At 60.3% G+C, this 16,979-nt stretch carries 13 protein-coding genes, 1 pseudogene and 1 CRISPR repeat array; of the genes and pseudogenes, 3 read left to right on the top strand and 11 right to left on the bottom strand.

Annotation, left to right across the window (positions count from 1 at the left end):
* Positions 1 to 194: 194 nt before the first annotated feature.
* Together AC0CMF_RS03300 and AC0CMF_RS03295 are read right to left on the bottom strand one after the other, a co-directional pair.
* Positions 195 to 752 carry a flavin reductase family protein gene (locus AC0CMF_RS03300; protein WP_099866420.1) on the bottom strand — a complete coding sequence of 186 codons (558 nt, stop codon included), beginning with the start codon at positions 750 to 752 and terminating at the stop codon, positions 195 to 197.
* Between the two features lie 62 nt (positions 753 to 814).
* Positions 815 to 1,669 carry an SDR family oxidoreductase gene (locus AC0CMF_RS03295; RefSeq protein ID WP_030091721.1) on the bottom strand — a complete coding sequence of 285 codons (855 nt, stop codon included), beginning with the start codon at positions 1,667 to 1,669 and terminating at the stop codon, positions 815 to 817.
* A 203-nt stretch (positions 1,670 to 1,872) separates the two neighbouring features.
* Here AC0CMF_RS03295 and AC0CMF_RS03290 point away from each other — a divergent pair, with 203 nt between their 5' ends.
* On the top strand, positions 1,873 to 2,814 hold the full coding sequence (locus tag AC0CMF_RS03290; protein WP_030091720.1) for an AraC family transcriptional regulator: 942 nt from the start codon (positions 1,873 to 1,875) through the stop codon (positions 2,812 to 2,814).
* Positions 2,815 to 3,196: 382 nt separating this feature from the next.
* On the opposite strand, the gene AC0CMF_RS03285 is transcribed toward AC0CMF_RS03290, so the two are convergent.
* Positions 3,197 to 3,595, bottom strand: coding sequence for a YciI family protein (locus AC0CMF_RS03285; RefSeq protein WP_081876263.1), 399 nt, complete (start codon positions 3,593 to 3,595; stop codon positions 3,197 to 3,199).
* Positions 3,596 to 3,712: 117 nt separating this feature from the next.
* On the opposite strand from AC0CMF_RS03285, the gene AC0CMF_RS03280 reads away from it, so the two are divergent.
* The gene (locus AC0CMF_RS03280; RefSeq protein ID WP_472480967.1) at positions 3,713 to 4,600 is read left to right on the top strand and encodes a LysR family transcriptional regulator; all 888 of its coding nucleotides are present in this window, start codon (positions 3,713 to 3,715) and stop codon (positions 4,598 to 4,600) included.
* A gap of 15 nt (positions 4,601 to 4,615) precedes the next feature.
* Positions 4,616 to 4,952, top strand: a pseudogene (locus AC0CMF_RS03275) (transposase family protein); the annotation flags it as partial.
* A gap of 248 nt (positions 4,953 to 5,200) precedes the next feature.
* A CRISPR array of direct repeats spans positions 5,201 to 7,852; the repeat unit is 29 nt; unit sequence GGGGCTATCCCCGCGGTTGCGGGGGAACC.
* Positions 7,853 to 7,931: 79 nt separating this feature from the next.
* Here the strand turns inward: AC0CMF_RS03275 and cas2e are convergent.
* The 8 genes from cas2e to cas3 form a co-directional block, all read right to left on the bottom strand.
* A complete protein-coding gene (cas2e, locus tag AC0CMF_RS03270; protein WP_374628205.1) occupies positions 7,932 to 8,246 on the bottom strand; it encodes a type I-E CRISPR-associated endoribonuclease Cas2e in 315 nt (104 codons plus the stop codon).
* Between the two features lie 5 nt (positions 8,247 to 8,251).
* Positions 8,252 to 9,157, bottom strand: coding sequence for a type I-E CRISPR-associated endonuclease Cas1e (gene cas1e, locus AC0CMF_RS03265; RefSeq protein WP_122520092.1), 906 nt, complete (start codon positions 9,155 to 9,157; stop codon positions 8,252 to 8,254).
* A 14-nt stretch (positions 9,158 to 9,171) separates the two neighbouring features.
* Positions 9,172 to 9,954 (bottom strand): type I-E CRISPR-associated protein Cas6/Cse3/CasE, encoded by a 783-nt coding sequence (locus tag AC0CMF_RS03260; protein ID WP_374628204.1) that lies wholly within the window; start codon positions 9,952 to 9,954, stop codon positions 9,172 to 9,174.
* On the bottom strand, positions 9,951 to 10,670 hold the full coding sequence (cas5e, locus tag AC0CMF_RS03255; RefSeq protein WP_374628203.1) for a type I-E CRISPR-associated protein Cas5/CasD: 720 nt from the start codon (positions 10,668 to 10,670) through the stop codon (positions 9,951 to 9,953). The genes AC0CMF_RS03260 and cas5e overlap by 4 nt, the downstream gene beginning before the upstream one ends.
* On the bottom strand, positions 10,663 to 11,835 hold the full coding sequence (gene cas7e / locus AC0CMF_RS03250) for a type I-E CRISPR-associated protein Cas7/Cse4/CasC (protein ID WP_374628202.1): 1,173 nt from the start codon (positions 11,833 to 11,835) through the stop codon (positions 10,663 to 10,665). The genes cas5e and cas7e overlap by 8 nt, the downstream gene beginning before the upstream one ends.
* The gene (gene casB / locus AC0CMF_RS03245; protein ID WP_163001263.1) at positions 11,832 to 12,353 is read right to left on the bottom strand and encodes a type I-E CRISPR-associated protein Cse2/CasB; all 522 of its coding nucleotides are present in this window, start codon (positions 12,351 to 12,353) and stop codon (positions 11,832 to 11,834) included. The genes cas7e and casB overlap by 4 nt, the downstream gene beginning before the upstream one ends.
* Positions 12,343 to 13,935, bottom strand: coding sequence for a hypothetical protein (locus tag AC0CMF_RS03240; protein ID WP_374628201.1), 1,593 nt, complete (start codon positions 13,933 to 13,935; stop codon positions 12,343 to 12,345). The genes casB and AC0CMF_RS03240 overlap by 11 nt, the downstream gene beginning before the upstream one ends.
* A gap of 283 nt (positions 13,936 to 14,218) precedes the next feature.
* Entirely contained in the window at positions 14,219 to 16,831 is a 2,613-nt protein-coding gene (gene cas3, locus AC0CMF_RS03235; protein ID WP_374628200.1) for a CRISPR-associated helicase Cas3', read from the bottom strand.
* Between the last annotated feature and the right edge of the window lie 148 nt (positions 16,832 to 16,979).

The raw sequence follows: 16,979 nt of genomic DNA, 5'->3' as shown, positions 1-16,979 counted from the left end.
GCGCTTTCGCTGCATCTGTCCGAGGATCACCGGGCGCGGCTTGATGCAGCCAGAGTACTGCCGGTCATCAATCCGTATTTTATCTTTCAACTGCCGATGCCGATGTTGTTTGGCGGGATGGATGTCCAGTCCTGGCGGCGGAACTGATACCTCGCTGAGCCGCAGTATCGGCTCCGCTATCTCTGTCCGCGGGATCAGTCCATGAGATAGCGCCATTTGACCATGCGTTCACCAAGATCGATGGTTCCGCCATCGACGCTGAAGCGTCCGTCACCCTGATGGTGGATCAGCCGCTTTTCGCGGCGCTTGGTGTCAGCCCAGATGCGCTGCACTTCCAGCACCACCATGTCATAGCGGTTTAGCCAGCCATCATCGGCGATGCGGCATTCCAGATTGGCCCAGCATTCTGTGACGAGCGGCGCGCCCACGGTCTGCGCCGGTAAGGGCGTCAGGCCGAAATGATCGAACTTGTCGATTTCATCGCCCGAGCAATTGCCGATATCGACCACCGTCTCGGCCAGATCAACGGTCGGCACCGCAAGCACGCATTCGCCGGTTTCCAGCAGGGCCTTCTGGCTGTGATCCCAGGACCCGATGACCGCGCCGACGAGCGGCGGCGCGTGGCTGATCATCATGTGGAAGCCCATGGTCATCAGATTGGCCTTGCCCGCGTGCGAGCGGGTGGAGACCATGACGATGGGGCCGGATTCGAGAATGCGATAGGCTTTTTCTGGCGGGATTTCGTCGAACATGGCAAGCTCTCACAGGGTTGGCCCCGGGCAGGTACAGGATGGGCCTGCCCGGTGCTTGAGGTTCAGTCCTCAAAATCAGTGGCATCCGAGGCTGTGCGCCAGGCGTCGAGATCCGTCTTCACCGCGTTCATCTTCTCATCAGCCAGCGTGGTGGCGATTTTGCCTGCAAACAGGTGCAAAGGCGGCTCGGCAACCTTTGAGGCCTCAATAATCAGTGCCGCCACCTTTTCCGGGTCGCCAGCCTGCTTGCCATCCAGCGCATTCAGATGCAGGTCGAGCGAGGCCTGCGCCTCGGTATAATCGGCAATCGCGCGTTCGGCGACGACGAGGCTGTCCTTCGACAGGAAGCCGGTGCGGACGGGGCCGGGGTAAACCACCGTGGCCTTGATCCCCAGTTCTGCCACCTCGGCGCGCAGGCTTTCGGTCAGACCGGCCAGCGCGAATTTGCTGGCGACATAGCTGCCCCAACCCGCATAACCGCCCTGAAAGCCGACGATGGATGCGACGTTGAAGATATGCCCGCTACGGGCGGCGCGCAGATGCGGCAGCGCATGGCGCAGCACGTTGAGCGGGGCGAAGACGTTGACGTCGAAATTGCGCCGCAGCTCGGCATCCGACAGCGCCTCGATCGCGCCCTGCTGGCCGTAGCCTGCGTTGTTCACCACGCGGTCGATGCGGCCGAAATGGGCGATGGTGCGCTCAATGGCGGCCTTGGTGCTGGCATCATCGGCCAGATCGACCGCGAGCGCCAGAAACTGCGCGCTGTCTTCGCCAAGCGCATTGCGCAGGCTGGCAAGATTGCGCGATGTGGCGGCGACGGCATCGCCCCGCGCCAGAACCTGACGGGCCAGCGACAGGCCGATGCCGCGTGCGGCCCCGGTGATGAACCAGATGTTTTTGGGAGAGATGTTTTGCATGGAAGGCTCCGTTCGTTCACTGCGATGCGCCCGCCTGGGGTCGGTGTTGCGATGGTGGGAACCTAAGGAGCGATAGAAGGCCGGACTAGGCCGAGGGCTATTTCATAATTGCCTAATCCTATTTGGTATTCATAAATTCATAGATTGAAACGCATATAATATGCCATGTTCATCTTGAACTTAAATTTTCAGGACCGTGCAGCATGCATGCACCCGACCCAATGCTACAGCAGGAGATGATCGCCCTGATTCAGCAACTGGCCCCGCATGAGGGCCACACCAGAACCGCGCTGGACGGGGTGCGGCTGATGCGCACCGATCACCCTTTGGGACGCACGCCGGTGCTTTATGAGCCGAGCATCGTCATCGTCTGTCAGGGCCACAAACGCGGCTATCTGGCGGATCAGGTCTATCATTATGATGCGCAGCATTATCTGGTGCTCTCGGTGCCGCTGCCGTTTTCGACCGAAACCGAGGCGAGCCCGGAGGAGCCGCTGCTGGCCGTATCGGTCCGGCTCGACATGACGGCGCTGGCCGATCTGGTGATCGAGGTCGATCAGAGCGCCTCGGTGCCGCCTGCCACGCCCGTGGGGATCCTCTCGACGCCGCTCGATGCCACGCTGGCCGATACCACCTTGCGACTGCTACGCGCCCTGCAATCGCCGCTTGAGGCGCGGGTACTGGGGCCAGCAATCATGCGCGAGCTGTGTTTTCGGGTGCTGATTGGGCCGCAGGGCGGGGCCATCCGCGCAGCTTTGGCAAGTCATGGTAATTTCGGGCGCATCGCGCGGGCGCTGCGGCGCATCCACAACGACTACGGCCAGTCGCTGGATGTGGCGACGTTGGCGGGCGAGGCAGGGCTGAGCGTCCCGGCCTTTCACGCGCATTTCAAGGCGGTCGCTGCGACCTCGCCCATTCAGTACATCAAATCCGTGCGTCTGCATCAGGCGCGGCTGATGATGATCCGTGACAATCTGACGGCAGCGGCGGCGGCGGCGCGGGTGGGCTATGAAAGCGCTTCGCAGTTTAACCGTGAGTTCAGGCGGCTCTTTGGCCGTTCCCCGGGCGAAGAAGCACGCGAGATGCGTTCGGCCTTCGCGTTAATGGCGCCCACGCAGCTTGAGGCGCTGGCCGTCACGCATTAGCCCCGCGCGAGGCTGGCGCGGAAAAGCCCTGCGCCGTAATCGGCGCCAGGCAGCTGGAGCGGTTTTGGTGAACAATATCCGGTAGATCACCGGGGCCACGACCTGATCGAGCAAGGTTTCTGCTAGGAATGACTCGCACCTCACTCAACGATCGGACCGCTTTTGCCGCCGTCGTGCGCCGCCAGAGCTTTACTACTGCTGCGGCCGATCTCGGAGTATCACCCTTCCTACACTCCGCCACGCGATGCGATGACTGGAGGAGCGCCTAGGAGTGCGGCTTCTGGCGCGCTGACTCGATCCGTCGCGCCCACCGAGGCCGGCGCGGCGTTGCTTTCAAACTTGCAGCCCGCACTTTGCAGATCGAGCAGGGCTGAGCGCGCTATCACATTGTCCGCCCTAGATCAGGGTCGCGTGGATCGGCACCGGGGAGCCGACCCCAGGCGTACCCAAGTTTTTCGGCAATCGCATTGAGGTCCGGCGGCAGAGTTCTGCTGGATTCTTCGCCGAAGACGCCGAAGAGTGGATCCCATTCTTCAATGGAGAGCGACACGATCAGTTTTTCCCGGCTGAAGGGATCTTCTTCGATCAGGGCTTCGACCTCCGTCCTGCTGTTCGCGACTATGATCAGAAAGCCTGACCGCAACGGCGATCCCTTCAGCGGGCCGGAGGCCTTCAGCTTTTCCTTCTCGACCAGTTCCAGCAGATATTCGACATGTTCAGCGACGTGACGGTTCCATTCCGGTCCGTCGGGATGAGACATGGTGACGATATAGAATGCCATGATCGATGTCCTTTTATTGCGAAGGCACGACTAACATTGGCAAACAGTAATGATAAATCGTAGTTTCTACCGTACAGAAACAACCAATGGTGTTGAATGCCTGACCGGCTCGAAAGCATGGCCGCCTTCGTCAAGGCGGCAGAACTAGGCTCCTTCGCCGCAGCGGCTGAGAGCCTCGGAGTATCGCCGCAGATGGTGGCAAAGCATGTTGCCGCTCTTGAAAGCCGCCTCGGCCTGCGCCTGATCAGCCGCACCACACGGCGGCAGAGCCTGACCGAATTCGGTCAGCGCTACTGTGAAAGCTGCCGGACGATCCTTGGCGATATCCAGGACGCAGAAGCCGAGGCGACCGAAGTCCGCAAGGTTGCGCGGGGCGTCTTGCGGATCAATGCTCCCGTGACGTTCGGTACCCATGCGCTCCTCCCGGTCATCACCCGATATCTTGTGGAGAACCCCGAAGTACAAGCGGACGTCGTCTTGTCAGATCGGTTGGTTGATCTGGTCGAGGACGGCTTCGAAGCCGTGATCCGTATCGGTCCACTTTCGGAAACCAGCGCACTTAGCGCGCGAGAGCTCAGCCCTTATAAATTGATTGCCTGCGCCGCACCTGGCTATCTCGAAGAGCGCGGCGTCCCCGCCACACCTGACGATCTGAGCCGGCATGAATGCCTAGGCTTCAGTTACTGGTCGCAGGCGATGGCGCGTGAATGGACTTTCCGGAAAGCAGGCACGCTGTTTCGTATACCCGTCCATGGCAGGTTGAGGGCGAATGACTGGAAGGGCCTTCACCATGCGGCGCTGGTCGGCTTTGGAGTGACGCTCGGGCCAATGGTTGCGCTGCGCGACGACATCGCAGCCGGTCGTTTGGTTCAGGTTCTTGCCGACTACGACGGGCCTTCCCGCCCTATGCATCTTCTCTATGCGCAGGATCGCCGGATGACGCCCAAGCTGCGGCACTTCATCGACACGGTGCTGGCTGCGTTCCCTCGCGAGCCGGAGGCGTAGCGGCAAGGAGTTCGCTACCTGACCTTCGACAGGACCATCGCGCAGGCCCACCGACACGCAGTAGGCGCAAAAATGTCTGATAATTCAGTATATTGTCCGCTCCCGCGGCGACCTTAGCACCAAGATCCACCTGGCCGTGCGCAGCCTTGACTGCCCGGCCAGGATCATCCTGACCGCCGGTCAGCGCGGCGATGCGCCCCAGGCTGCTGCCCTGCTCGGTGAGGATCGGCCCGACGGGCGGCTGGCCGATGCCGCCTACGGCGCAAATCACTTCCGCGAGGCCATCACCAAGGCTGGCGCTGTCGCGATCATCCCCAACAACCCGTCACGGATGAAGAAGCGTCCGATCGACCGCTTATTTGGGAGGGTAATAGAGGGCTATGGAGTAGATATCGTTCTCATCGCTATCCCGCATGGCCCGCCATCGCCCGCTGATCTTCCTCTGTGGTCCGATATTGCTGCCGATTACCGCACCTGCCGGGTAGGACAGCAAATCGCTGATTTGACGCTACAACCTTGCAAATCCTGGGTGCAGCGGCGCGGATTCCACCCCAATTCGGTCGGGACGCATTCCGAGAAACGGCCGATTGCTTGCCTTTGGAGGCTATCCCCGCGGTTGCGGGGGAACCGCCTCAATGGCACGCGCGGCGTCATGCGGATCGGGGCTATCTCCGCGGTTGCGGAGAAACCATGGCACGGCGATACTTGCTCCTTGCGCTCATGGGGCTATCCCCGCGGTTGCGGGGGAACCGATGACACGGCGTGGCTGGGTAACAGCGGATGGGGGCTATCCCCGCGGTTGCGGGGGAACCTGCGTCAAGTAACGCCTGGGCCAGGTCGAAGCGGGGCTATCCCCGCGGTTGCGGGGGAACCCGGCAATATCCGGCTGCCGCAGTGTCTGCTGCGGGGCTATCCCCGCGGTTGCGGGGGAACCTGGGACGCTAACCCGTGGGTCGCTGCCTACACGGGGCTATCCCCGCGATTGCGGGGGAACCGACAGCCCGCGCGACTGGCGGATGCGCTTGATGGGGCTATCCCCGCGATTGCGGGGGAACCGGCGCGCCGCCCGTCAGCCATTTGCTGGCAAAGGGGCTATCCCCGCGATTGCGGGGGAACCCCCGGCTTCACCTCTGCCGGTGAGGCTGATCTGGGGCTATCCCCGCGGTTGCGGGGGAACCCGTGACCCTGTGTACCGGATGGAAGCAGCGGAGGGGCTATCCCCGCAGTTGCGGGGGAACCACCCCTAGTTTGTTCTGACCGGATGCAGTCTGGGGGCTATCCCCGCGGTTGCGGGGGAACCATGTCTGACATTCAGGTTCTACGCGTTGACTCGGGGCTATCCCCGCGGTTGCGGGGGAACCGAAGTCACGTACAGAAGAGACGGCCTGGACAAGGGGCTATCCCCGCGGTTGCGGGGGAACCAACGAAATGCGGTTGAACGGCACACTCGCAGTGGGGCTATCCCCGCGGTTGCGGGGGAACCCATAGTAGCCGCTGCGGCTGCGGTCTATCACGGGGGCTATCCCCGCGGTTGCGGGGGAACCGTACTGTCAAACATCAGAGCCAGGTCATCGCCGGGGCTATCCCCGCGGTTGCGGGGGAACCCGTGAAACGGATCCAGGGCATCACAGCGCGACGGGGCTATCCCCGCGGTTGCGGGGGAACCGCGGCTGCGGCAGGTCTCGCAGGCTCATGTCAGGGGCTATCCCCGCGGTTGCGGGGGAACCTTGGTCGCGTAATTTCATACGCCACAATAGGCGGGGCTATCCCCGCGGTTGCGGGGGAACCTCCCGCTTCCAGCTTGAGACGGTCCGCTTTGCGGGGCTATCCCCGCGGTTGCGGGGGAACCTCCAACATCGAGGGCGGCGAGGGCTTCGACTGGGGGCTATCCCCGCGGTTGCGGGGGAACCGGGGTTCAATCTCACTAAATGCCACCAAGTCGGGGGCTATCCCCGCGGTTGCGGGGGAACCATGTCTGACAGTACGGTTCTACGCGTTGACTCGGGGCTATCCCCGCGGTTGCGGGGGAACCGCGTTGCCGAAGCTCTTCCAGAAGCTCTCGCCGGGGCTATCCCCGCGGTTGCGGGGGAACCACATAAGGCCGAGACGGCACATTTTGCTTGAGGGGGCTATCCCCGCGGTTGCGGGGGAACCCGCTATCAACCGAGGGCGCTGTCCGCCTCCCGGGGGCTATCCCCGCGGTTGCGGGGGAACCGTGAGCGATGCGGTGATGGGCACGATCCGCAAGGGGCTATCCCCGCGGTTGCGGGGGAACCTCACCCACCCAGCCGCTGCCAGTGCCCGCTGCGGGGCTATCCCCGCGGTTGCGGGGGAACCGCCGATTCCGTGCCGGTAAAGGTTGAAGTCCAGGGGCTATCCCCGCGGTTGCGGGGGAACCGACTATTTCGCGCAGGTGCAATCCTCGGACCTGGGGCTATCCCCGCGGTTGCGGGGGAACCTGGAATGCCTCTGAAGTCGACCTGCGCGGCAAGGGGCTATCCCCGCGGTTGCGGGGGAACCGCGACAACGAGGCGCGGGTAGCGCCGAAGGGGGGGGCTATCCCCGCGGTTGCGGGGGAACCAGCCGCGAAGCGCCGACATCATTCGTCCGGCCGGGGCTATCCCCGCGGTTGCGGGGGAACCTTTTTCTGCCTCTGCTTTCTCGCGCTCTGCACGGGGCTATCCCCGCGGTTGCGGGGGAACCTGAACGGTGAAGCCGTAGACTGCGACAAAGGGGGGGCTATCCCCGCGGTTGCGGGGGAACCTGGCCATCCTTCACGAGAACGGATCCCAGCGAGGGGCTATCCCCGCGGTTGCGGGGGAACCGCATCGGGTGTCAGGCCCAGGCGGATGATCGCGGGGCTATCCCCGCGGTTGCGGGGGAACCTGGATGTTGCCGGCCGTCACCACGACATTGCCGGGGCTATCCCCGCGGTTGCGGGGGAACCTCGATCACGCTGCCGCGCTCGCCGGTGGCCGGGGGGCTATCCCCGCGGTTGCGGGGGAACCATTACCCTGTACAGGGCCGCATTGCCGCAACGGGGGCTATCCCCGCGGTTGCGGGGGAACCGGCACGGTCTGCACCGCCGCCACGGCAAATTCGGGGCTATCCCCGCGGTTGCGGGGGAACCGCCTCCTATCAGGCCTCGAATTCGAGGACGCCGGGGCTATCCCCGCGGTTGCGGGGGAACCGGAATGGCGACCATCCACAGATCCGAGCTGCGGGGGCTATCCCCGCGGTTGCGGGGGAACCTCTGATGCTTAACCGATTGAGATCTATAAGCAATGTCAAAGAACAGGGAAAGATTTAATGTTTACCTTTCACTTTGATTCTACCTGCAATTTGCTGTTTCCGGTGGCACCGGGCGGCGTACCAGAAGCATTGCGTCGTGGGCTACGATATCCTTTGGTGGCTCGCCCAGAGCGGAAAGACCAAGGCCGCCGTTCGCTGCACTGTCGGCCCAGATCATGACGATGCTTCCCCGCCCCAATTGGGCGTACCAATCGGTCAGCACGGTCCAGATTCGTGCTCTCACCCCGGCGCTCATGCGCGGCCCGGCGTAAACGCCTGGAGAGAGTTCGAGCATGGCAGAGCCCAGGAAGCCGCGATAACGCGATTCCACATCGCGCGTGATGATCACCACCATCGGCATCATTCTTCCCCTTGCCCGGCCTCTGTTTCCGGCTTGGTGTGGTCCCGGTCAGGGCCGATCAAAGTCTTGATCCGATCAATCATCGAGGGAATGATGGAGCGTTGACGCATAAGCTTTGCCGCCCTTTTGCGCGTCACTCTCTCGACGGGTTCGCAACTGCTTGAGGCTTCCTTTGCGGCGCCGAAGGCGATGTCGAGCGTTATGTCATGCCGGTAAAGGTCAGCAATGTCGAGGACGAAGGATTGGCCGGAATCCTCATGAACAAAGCCCAGTTGCGGGATTGCACCCACGCTGGCCACCGCTACACTCGCCGCCGCACGCATAGCGCTGGCGGCATGGTTGAGAGCCTGGTTGGGAGTGTCGCCCGCGTTTGGATTATTACGATCATAGTTGCGGCCTTTCCATGAAATGCCATGCCTTTCGGCCGCTAACTGATAGCTGCGTTTGATGCGTGCGCCCTCCTGCCCGCGCAGCACTTCGATGTCGCGGGTGCGCACGATCTCGCCAAAGCGGATGGCATACATGGCGCGGGCGACTTCCATGCGCTTCTTGAGGTCGGCCCAGAGGCGCACCTGCTCACGGGCCAGCGCAGATGTATCGGGCATCAGGGGCGGGGCGGTGTAAAAGCGCACCGCCCCCTCGCCAATTGCCGCGAGCGCACAACCATGGCGGGCCAGCAGGCGCAAGGCATCATGGGTCACGCTCGATCCGGGACCAAGCAGGATGATGGACAAGGACTGGTGGGGGATTTGATAATCGCCCGCCGCCAATTCACCGCCACCGGCGGTGACAAAACGCAGGCAGCCATCTTCCACTTCCAGGCGGCCGCGATCCAACCAGACGAGGCCATGCCGGTCGGCATGGGGGATGCGGGTTTTCTCCAGACCAAGACGCCCGATCAGCATGGATTATCCCCCTGTCATTTTCCTTGGGCTGGGCGCAAAAGCAACATGCCATAGCCATAGGCTTTGTGGCGCCCGATGCCACCGGCCAGACGCTTGGCAAAGGCTTCGCTGTTGGTAATCGTCAATTCGCCGTGGAGAGTAGCGTCCGGACCCTCCTGTATTTCACGGCGCTCGATTTTCGAGCGGGCAAAATGGGCAAGGTGCGTACAATTTCGATCCAGCAGCGCTCCGCCAGCCAGCCGCTCTTCCAACCAGTCGATATAGACGCGTTCGCGTGAAAACCCGTCTGCCTCTTCCGGCAAGCCATCCGGGAATTGCCGTTGCCGGGAGATGATGAAGGCGTCAACCTCGGCACCTTTCTTGAAGGGGGGCGGTGTTGCCTCCCCACGGGCCTGCTGGCGTCCTACATTCCGGCTCCACGCCTGCATGGGTTTGATGAGCCGGCGCACCGGGCGCACACGGACATCGAAGGCCAGGCGGCGGCCTTGCGTCCACTGTGCCGGCATTGTCTTGACGGCAAGGCGGGAAAGGCCGAGCGCGGTTTCCAGTTCCGGCGCAGCGGTCTCAGCATTCTGTTTCAGGGATGCCTCATCAATCAACGTATAGGCATAAAGCGAGGCTCCGCTCTGCCTGGGCGCAACCATCAGGCGGAATGGTTGCGCTATGGATTTGCCGAAAACCTCGCACAGGAAATGATGCAGCGCGCGGCCTTCATCGGCGGCGTAGCCACGGCTAGCGGCAAGGCGGCGCAAGGCGCGCAGATCCACCGGCAGACTCATCATATGCAGGAGATTCATGGGGTTGTCCTCTGCGGAGCTATACGACCTTCCACCACCTTGCGTACCCCGCCATGCAGGCCAGTACGCCAGTTGCGCAGATCAGGCAGATCAATGACGCGATCCACGCATTGGCCCTCCGCCGGACCTTCACCGAGCGGCCACAGGGCGCGGGTTTCCTCGGGCAAAGGGCTCTTTTCCAGCGCCTCATAGGCGTTTTTTGCCGTGATGAAGCCGCCCACAACCCGGCCTGTGGGCAGGCAGGTCTTTCGCCCGATGAACAATGGCCGCTTTGGCCGATCGAGCGCCTCGGCAAGGTGGTCTAGATCAGGACCATCTGGAGATGATTCGAGCCGCACAGCCAGGCTCACCCGCGCGTCCATGTGATAATCGCGAAAGCGGCGATGGGGGCCGCCATAGCTGTCACCACCCCGCTTTTCGACACCACCCCATGTCGTCCAACCCCTGTCGTTTTTTTCCAGATTCACGTTCTGGGTATCGGTCAAGAGACCCGAGGGATTTTCCCGCTCCCGCCTTGCGGCGAAAATCAACCGGTCCTGCAAGGCCTGGTGCTCTTCCCATTGTGTGCGCCGCCAACCCAAAGCATTGGCGAACAAGCCGGTGAGCATGGATAGCGAGGGGAAATCCCGCGTGACGCCGATGGCATCGATCGTGACACCACCAAAGGACAGCAGTGGCGCTTCGAGGTTGAGGATAAGCCAACTGCGTTCAGGCATCAGGCGCATCCTTCACCTTGGCGGCAGCCCATTCCGCCAGTGGGGTAAGTGCCTTCTTCTCTATCGCCTCGAGACTACCGGTCAGGCACAGATGCGCCCGCGCTTCGTCGGTGGCATAGGCTTCGTCATGGTTGGCAAGAGCTTGTTGCAATGCCGTGCGCGCAGCGTCGATGTCATTCTTCACGGCCTTGCGATAGGCAGTGGCCAGCGAGCGCGGCTGGCGATCGCCCGCTTCGACCAGCATCAGGTCGGCCCGGCCATAAGGCGCGGTGGAACCGTGCTTGGCCCCAGGCGAAACTTCGGCGATGAGATGGACGAGATTATGCACCACCCGGGCGGCCAGATCGCGATCCGCTCCGCAATTGGCGATCAGACCGGGCAGGTCAATGACCACATAGCCATAGAACAGGCCACAGGTGAGTTCGGTTTCCTGAATGGTGTCGGCGCTGCTATCGTCTTCATCGCGCTTGAGGTCGTCGACGGCGGTAAAATAATCGTTCTCCGTTTCCGCCCTGTGAACGGTGAAGGCATGGGCGACATGAACAGGTGCTTCGATATTGGCATCTGGATCTGAGGTAACCATGCGCCCGAACAGGGCCGCAGTAATGCCGGCGTGAAGCTTATTGTTTTCACGCCAAATTTTGATTGTCTCTTTATAGTGATCAGCCCATTTCCCCCCAAGCTCGAAAGCCCTGTCCGCATCCTCCTTGGCCTTATCGGCCAATCCTGCAAATTCTCGTTGGAGCCAATTCAGTTCCGGTTCGCCAAATAGCAGGGTCGGGCGATTTTTCTTGTCTTCTGCCTTGGCTTTCTCTCCACGTCTTTTCGGTTTATTCGTCTTGTTCCCGCTGTAGATGATAAACTGGAACCATTGTTCCAGCGCATTCACCACATCATCGGGAAAGCGCCCGCGCAGCGGCGCGATGACCTTCTGTGTCACCAGTTCACGCGAACGGAAGGAAGCGGCGAACCCTTCGATTTTCTGTATGGCATTCGGATCGGTATCCGCCATCCGCCAATGCCGCTTGAGGCATTGCGAGGAAATGCGGGTGCGGCTGACATCGCCATAGCGAAGCCGCTTGGCTTGGCCGGTATCATCGCGGTTGAGCAACGCAGCAGTGTAGGAATGCAGGGTGTGAATTTGCAGAAAACGAGGAGAAGTCATGCGGCAGCGTCCTTCTTCGGGTCTTTATCGAATTCTCGGTAATAGCTTTCGGCAAGAGTGCGGGCATACTTCACATCGCCCGAAAACAGCAGACAGGCGATATCGCGGCAGTTGACGGGCGTACCACCCCTTGCTCTCAGCCAGCGTGCCATGCGCTCCAGCGCTTCGGCACGCTCTTCAAACTGCAGTTCAAGAAACCGCGACAGACGTTTTTCGGAATATTGGGTCTCAGCGAGTTTTGTGCCGAATGATTGCTCAAAATTGTGGAACTGAGTTCGGCTACCCGGTTCGCCTTTGGGGGCCAGAATGGCCATGATCCTGACCAATTCCATACCCTTGTCATCAGTACGCAAGCCGCATGAAATGGCCAGTTTCCAGAAAATCAGTTCGCCGGGCCCATCAGCTTGCATCCGCCTGAGCCGCGCCAGTTCACCTGGGGCAAGCCGCAACATGGCGCTTGCCAGCCGTCCGATGGCTTCTCCCAGTGTTGGTGTTATTTCTTTTTCGTCAGACGGCATTGTTTTTCTCCTCCCTCTTGAATAAATCGGGATAGTTTTTGCGCAGATTCCTGTTGCCATAAAACTCCCGCCGCGCCCGAGCTTCAGCGCGATGACGATAAAGCGATGGGTATGGCATGGCTGGCAGGGCCTGCTCGAAGATCTCTTGTGTGCGCTGCCAAAGCTTGCGCAAAAAAGCCGTATCTTCGGCCTTTCTTACCTCCCCTTTCGCCTCAAAACGCCGCCAGAGATGTTCAAAGAAAATGCTATCGGCATAGCGATCGAAATGGGCGCGGGCATTCTGGACATATTCACCAAGCTTTTGTCTGTTAGACTCGCTTTTTTGCTTTTCTTTCAGAACCTCTGTATCGCCCCCAACAGCAGCGAGTTTGAGTGCGTAGGACAAGGTACCATCAAGCGCCGAGATCGCCTCGGCCTGCCATTTGCCCAGTTCATGCAAAGCCTTGCGCTGATCCCCTAAAGCCAAAGCGACCTTGCCAGAGAGGGGAAGGGCACGGGATTTGAACCCTTCCGTCTTGGAGTTTCCGCGCGCCAAGGCCTGCGCAATAATGACCATCGGCTCGCTTGCAGTTTCGAACGAGGCCGCATGTGCCAGAAGCGGCTTTATCCACTCCCCGCCAAAGAGCAACTCACTGAGGGTGCGATAGTGGAAGTCACCGCCACCGAGTGTAAAACTCTTGTTCTTCGTCTTGTGCTCAGGTGCCCACGGGTCTCCGAGAGCTCCTGCGAGGTGCTTCGCATTGATCCGCGTTTCCCTGGATGTGCCTTTGACTGCCGACAGGTTCTCACTCCGCCTGGATAGCCGGATACGGCGGCACACCTCTATGAACCAGAGATCCAGCTCCTTTATCTGAAGCTGTTCGCCCTCCAGCCAAGGGGCAAGCCATGTCAGGCCAAGACCGCGCATTTCAGGATATTCTGTATACGTCTCCAGCGCCTTTTCACGCGTCTCCAGCAGCATAGATACATCACGCCGGAACCATCCACCGGGACGCGGCATCATCTGTTTGCCATTAGCAGAGGGGCGCGGCGCCAGCGTCAGCATCGAGCGCGAGGATGAGCCGCCATTCATGCGAGCAATGCCCTGATTGCCTGCGCCGCCATACCCCTCCCCGGTTTGCAGCGTCACCAGCGCAAAAACCCAGTCCTCCTCCAGCCCTTTACGGCCAATACTCTGCTTGAGATCATGGTTCTTAGAGGTAATCAGAAGATCGAGCGCATCCGCTGTCGGAACGTCATTGCCAAGCTTCACTCCCTCCGGCACCGGCGGCTGCATGAAGGCGGGCTTCTTCCAGTCATCGACAATAAGGCACCACGGCTCGTCTCCGGCAAAACCGGCGGTTAAGCCCCGCAATAGGACTGTCCACTGCGCTTCCTCCATTGGTAAATCAACGCGTTCCGCCCTATGTAGGGCCAGAGCCCCAAGCTGAACGAGAAACATATGCCAGAACATTCCCTGATGCGCCCGCAGCGCCGGGAAGTTCTCCACCTCGTCTCGGGTGAGTGCCGCAAGCACGCCGGGCAGAGTGAGGAAGCCGAGCGGCACGGTGTTGATGAGCGGTTGAGTGAGTAGATTAGTCATCTCACCCATCCAACCGGTTTTGATTTCCACGCGAATGCGTGGGAACGGCACTATCCTGGGCATTTGTCAGAGCAGAATAGGGACTATCCCAAGGTCGTTGGTCTTGGGGAGTGGAGCCGGACAGCACGACCTCCGCCTCACTTTCAGATCGCACGCTAGCAGAAACGCCGAAATCTCTCCACGCTATGCCCCATTCGGTCAACAATTTCCATCTGAAGATCATGCTGAGATTCCCTCGTCGTTTCGCCTGCCACCTCTGAAGATACGGAGAGAACGTCAAATTTCAAGAACTATTCTGCTCTAACCCCGTTCGTGCATAACGAAACGCTTTCCCGTTCACCTCGAACCACAGCGCCTCGCCCTCAATGACCACCGGCACCGGCTCCGCCGCCAGAACGCCTTTCGACCAATGGGCGGGCAGAGTGATATTGCGGATCGTCTGCCCGAACGGGCCTATGACCGGAGTAGCAAAACAGATCACCGCACCTTCCGCGCCAAGGCGGGTACGGATTTTTTCCTCGTCTCCGGCAAACAGATTGGGCTGCCCCTCATCCCCAATGAATGTCCTATCCACCTTTAAGGCGACACGGCGCGCATTGAGCACCTCGGCCATACCCGTGCCGGAAACACCATTCCAATACTCTTTCCACGTCTTTCCCAATTCCGCATTGAGCGCGTTAATCTTTTCTTCGTGTGTTGCACTCTCGACCAGAAAGCGGTTCATTTCCGGGATGCGCCATTCGTGATGATCAATCACCAAGCGTCTTGTCAGTTCACAGGCGTGCAGATTGGTATAAATGCCACCGCCATTCCTGAGCCACCCAAGTCCATTATCAAAAGCCGGTGCGGCCAACCGTTCCAATCCGCCTTCGGGGGAGAGCACCACGCATTGCGGCGTCTCAAAGTCGGCCGGACGCGGCAGTGTGTGGCGGTGCAGGCGGCCGATGCGCTGCAACAGCACGTCAACCGGACAGAGATCGGTGATGAGAAAGTCGGCATCAATATCGAGTGATTGTTCAAGCGTTTGCGAGCCGATGAAAATGGCGCCGCCATCCGGGCGTTTTTCCTGATCCGGTGAAAGGGCAAGTTCCACCGCTTTATCGAGAACTTCACGATCCTCCGGGGCAAAGCGGGCATGATGCAGCGCGGGAGCGCCCGCAACCTGCCATAACCAGCGCCCCTCCCCCGCCTGGAGCACAGCTTCAAACGTTGCCAGCGCCGCCGTCACGGTATTACGGATCACCAGCACTTTTGCGCCTCTCTTCGCTGCCGCAATGGCGCGCGCCGAAGCTTCCCCTGCCCCCCATGAGGTGGCAAGCGTCATCGAAACAGATTTGTTCTCTCCACTGCCTCTCACCCTGTGGGGAGTTTCATCCTGCCCCCAAACGGCCGGATAGGGCGTGGCAACGGCATCATCAAATATGGGCGGGATATAGCGTTTATGCGGGCTGAGCCATTTTGAGCGCGCATCACTGCCCAATGTCGCCGACATCAGCATGGCATATCCGCCGCGTCGTATATGTGTCTTCAAGAGTCCGTTCTGCACTTCGCCCATATAGCGGTCGGAAGCATGGACCTCGTCAATCACCAGCAAGGAACGTGACAAAGCCGCGCTGCGCAAATGCGCATGCTTCACCTCCAATGCAGCCAACATTGCCTGATCAATCGTGCCCACGGCGACAAACGCAGCGAGATAACGCTTGGCATTTTCCGCTGCCCAGCGGCTGAGCCGGGCTTTTTCATCTCCATCATCATCCCAGAGCACTTCAAAATTTTCCAGCGCCCGGCCTTCCACCTCTCCGGCCTTAAAATAACTGGGCACGGCAAGAATGGCCTCGGGTGCGCCCGTGCCCAGCAGGTTATGCATCGCCTTATGCACACGCCCTTGAATCTGGGTGGCAGCCGACCGTGTCGGCAGCGCGAAATAGAGGCTCTCCACCTTGCCAGCCTGAAATAATCGGGCGAAATGCCAGAGCGCAGCTTCAGTCTTGCCTGATCCGGTTTCCGCTTCAAGAATGATGAGTTGGTCGTCAACCGGCAATTGCCCAACGGCCTCTTGCGCCGGACGCGGGGTCTTACCGGGGTTGAGCTGCGAAAATAGCCCCGCTTTGCCAGCAATGACCTGACGCCAACCGCGCGTATCGAGACCGATGGACGAAGCCGCTTCGGCCGCCCGTTCGCGAGCCGTTTCAATATATTCCGGGCTCAATTCGCCTGCGAATTTAAATATCCGCGTGTCCGACCCCAACCAGTCGGCAAGCGTGACCAAGCCGCAAAACAGATGTTGAAAACCGGGTGAATCCGGCAGTGGCGTACCCCCTTCAACAAAGGCTTGCGCAAACCAGACAGGCAGTAATTCGCCGAATTCTTTTGAGGCAGCCAACGGATCATAGCCCGCCTCTCGAACGCGGCACCATCGCAGCGACGCTCCCTCTTCGATCTTGAACGGTTGTCCGTGATGGGCAAGGGCGGCATAAAGCAGGTTTGCTACCGTTGCCTCGTTACCCCATGTTTGAAGCCGGTCGCAATGCATATTACCGGCAAGTTGCCCATTCATCACGCCGCCGAAGAAGATCGCCGCCCCTTCTTTTACATGACCGTGAAGGAAGTCTTTCCAGATACCTGCCGGCCAGCCCTTGGCCTGGAATCCCGGATGCAGTTTTCCACAATCGTGCAGAAAGACGAGAACCGCCAGACGCGCAATGTCGGTTTCGGAAAGCGCGCGCCCTGCCGCTTTCTCCAATCGTACGCGTACCGCGGGCAAAGCGACAATTGCCTCAAAACATGCCGCCACATCGGCACAATGATGAGCAAGATGATGGCGGCCTTGCTCGCCAGTTTTGCCCCAAGGTTCTTTTCTTTGTGCCCTCACTAATTTCTCCAGGAAGAAAATCAATAAGAAATGCAGGGTTAAAATTATTATTACCGAACCAAACGTGAAACTGCAGGGGGATTATGCTCTACATTCTATGCTCGGATCAAGACATGCGTGGACTATTTCTTTTGGGCTGCAATTAAACCGGTCTTGAATCAGAAGATTTCGT

Source organism: Pannonibacter sp. CBAS1226 (assembly GCF_055685825.1).
The sequence above is the reverse complement of the archived record's forward strand: the minus strand, read 5'-3'. Positions and strand labels throughout refer to the sequence as shown.

Bases quoted from the DNA above. Each gene is read 5' to 3' on its own strand.
- AC0CMF_RS03280 (WP_472480967.1), top strand. From the start codon at position 3,713: ATGGCCGCCTTCGTCAAGGCGGCAGAACTAGGCTCCTTCGCCGCAGCG.
- AC0CMF_RS03260 (WP_374628204.1), bottom strand. From the start codon at position 9,954: ATGAATCTCCTGCATATGATGAGTCTGCCGGTGGATCTGCGCGCCTTG.
- AC0CMF_RS03290 (WP_030091720.1), top strand. From the start codon at position 1,873: ATGCATGCACCCGACCCAATGCTACAGCAGGAGATGATCGCCCTGATT.
- cas2e (WP_374628205.1), bottom strand. From the start codon at position 8,246: ATGGTGGTGATCATCACGCGCGATGTGGAATCGCGTTATCGCGGCTTC.
- casB (WP_163001263.1), bottom strand. From the start codon at position 12,353: ATGCCGTCTGACGAAAAAGAAATAACACCAACACTGGGAGAAGCCATC.
- AC0CMF_RS03240 (WP_374628201.1), bottom strand. From the start codon at position 13,935: ATGACTAATCTACTCACTCAACCGCTCATCAACACCGTGCCGCTCGGC.
- cas1e (WP_122520092.1), bottom strand. From the start codon at position 9,157: ATGCTGATCGGGCGTCTTGGTCTGGAGAAAACCCGCATCCCCCATGCC.
- cas7e (WP_374628202.1), bottom strand. From the start codon at position 11,835: ATGACTTCTCCTCGTTTTCTGCAAATTCACACCCTGCATTCCTACACT.
- AC0CMF_RS03285 (WP_081876263.1), bottom strand. From the start codon at position 3,595: ATGGCATTCTATATCGTCACCATGTCTCATCCCGACGGACCGGAATGG.
- AC0CMF_RS03295 (WP_030091721.1), bottom strand. From the start codon at position 1,669: ATGCAAAACATCTCTCCCAAAAACATCTGGTTCATCACCGGGGCCGCA.
- cas5e (WP_374628203.1), bottom strand. From the start codon at position 10,670: ATGCCTGAACGCAGTTGGCTTATCCTCAACCTCGAAGCGCCACTGCTG.
- AC0CMF_RS03300 (WP_099866420.1), bottom strand. From the start codon at position 752: ATGTTCGACGAAATCCCGCCAGAAAAAGCCTATCGCATTCTCGAATCC.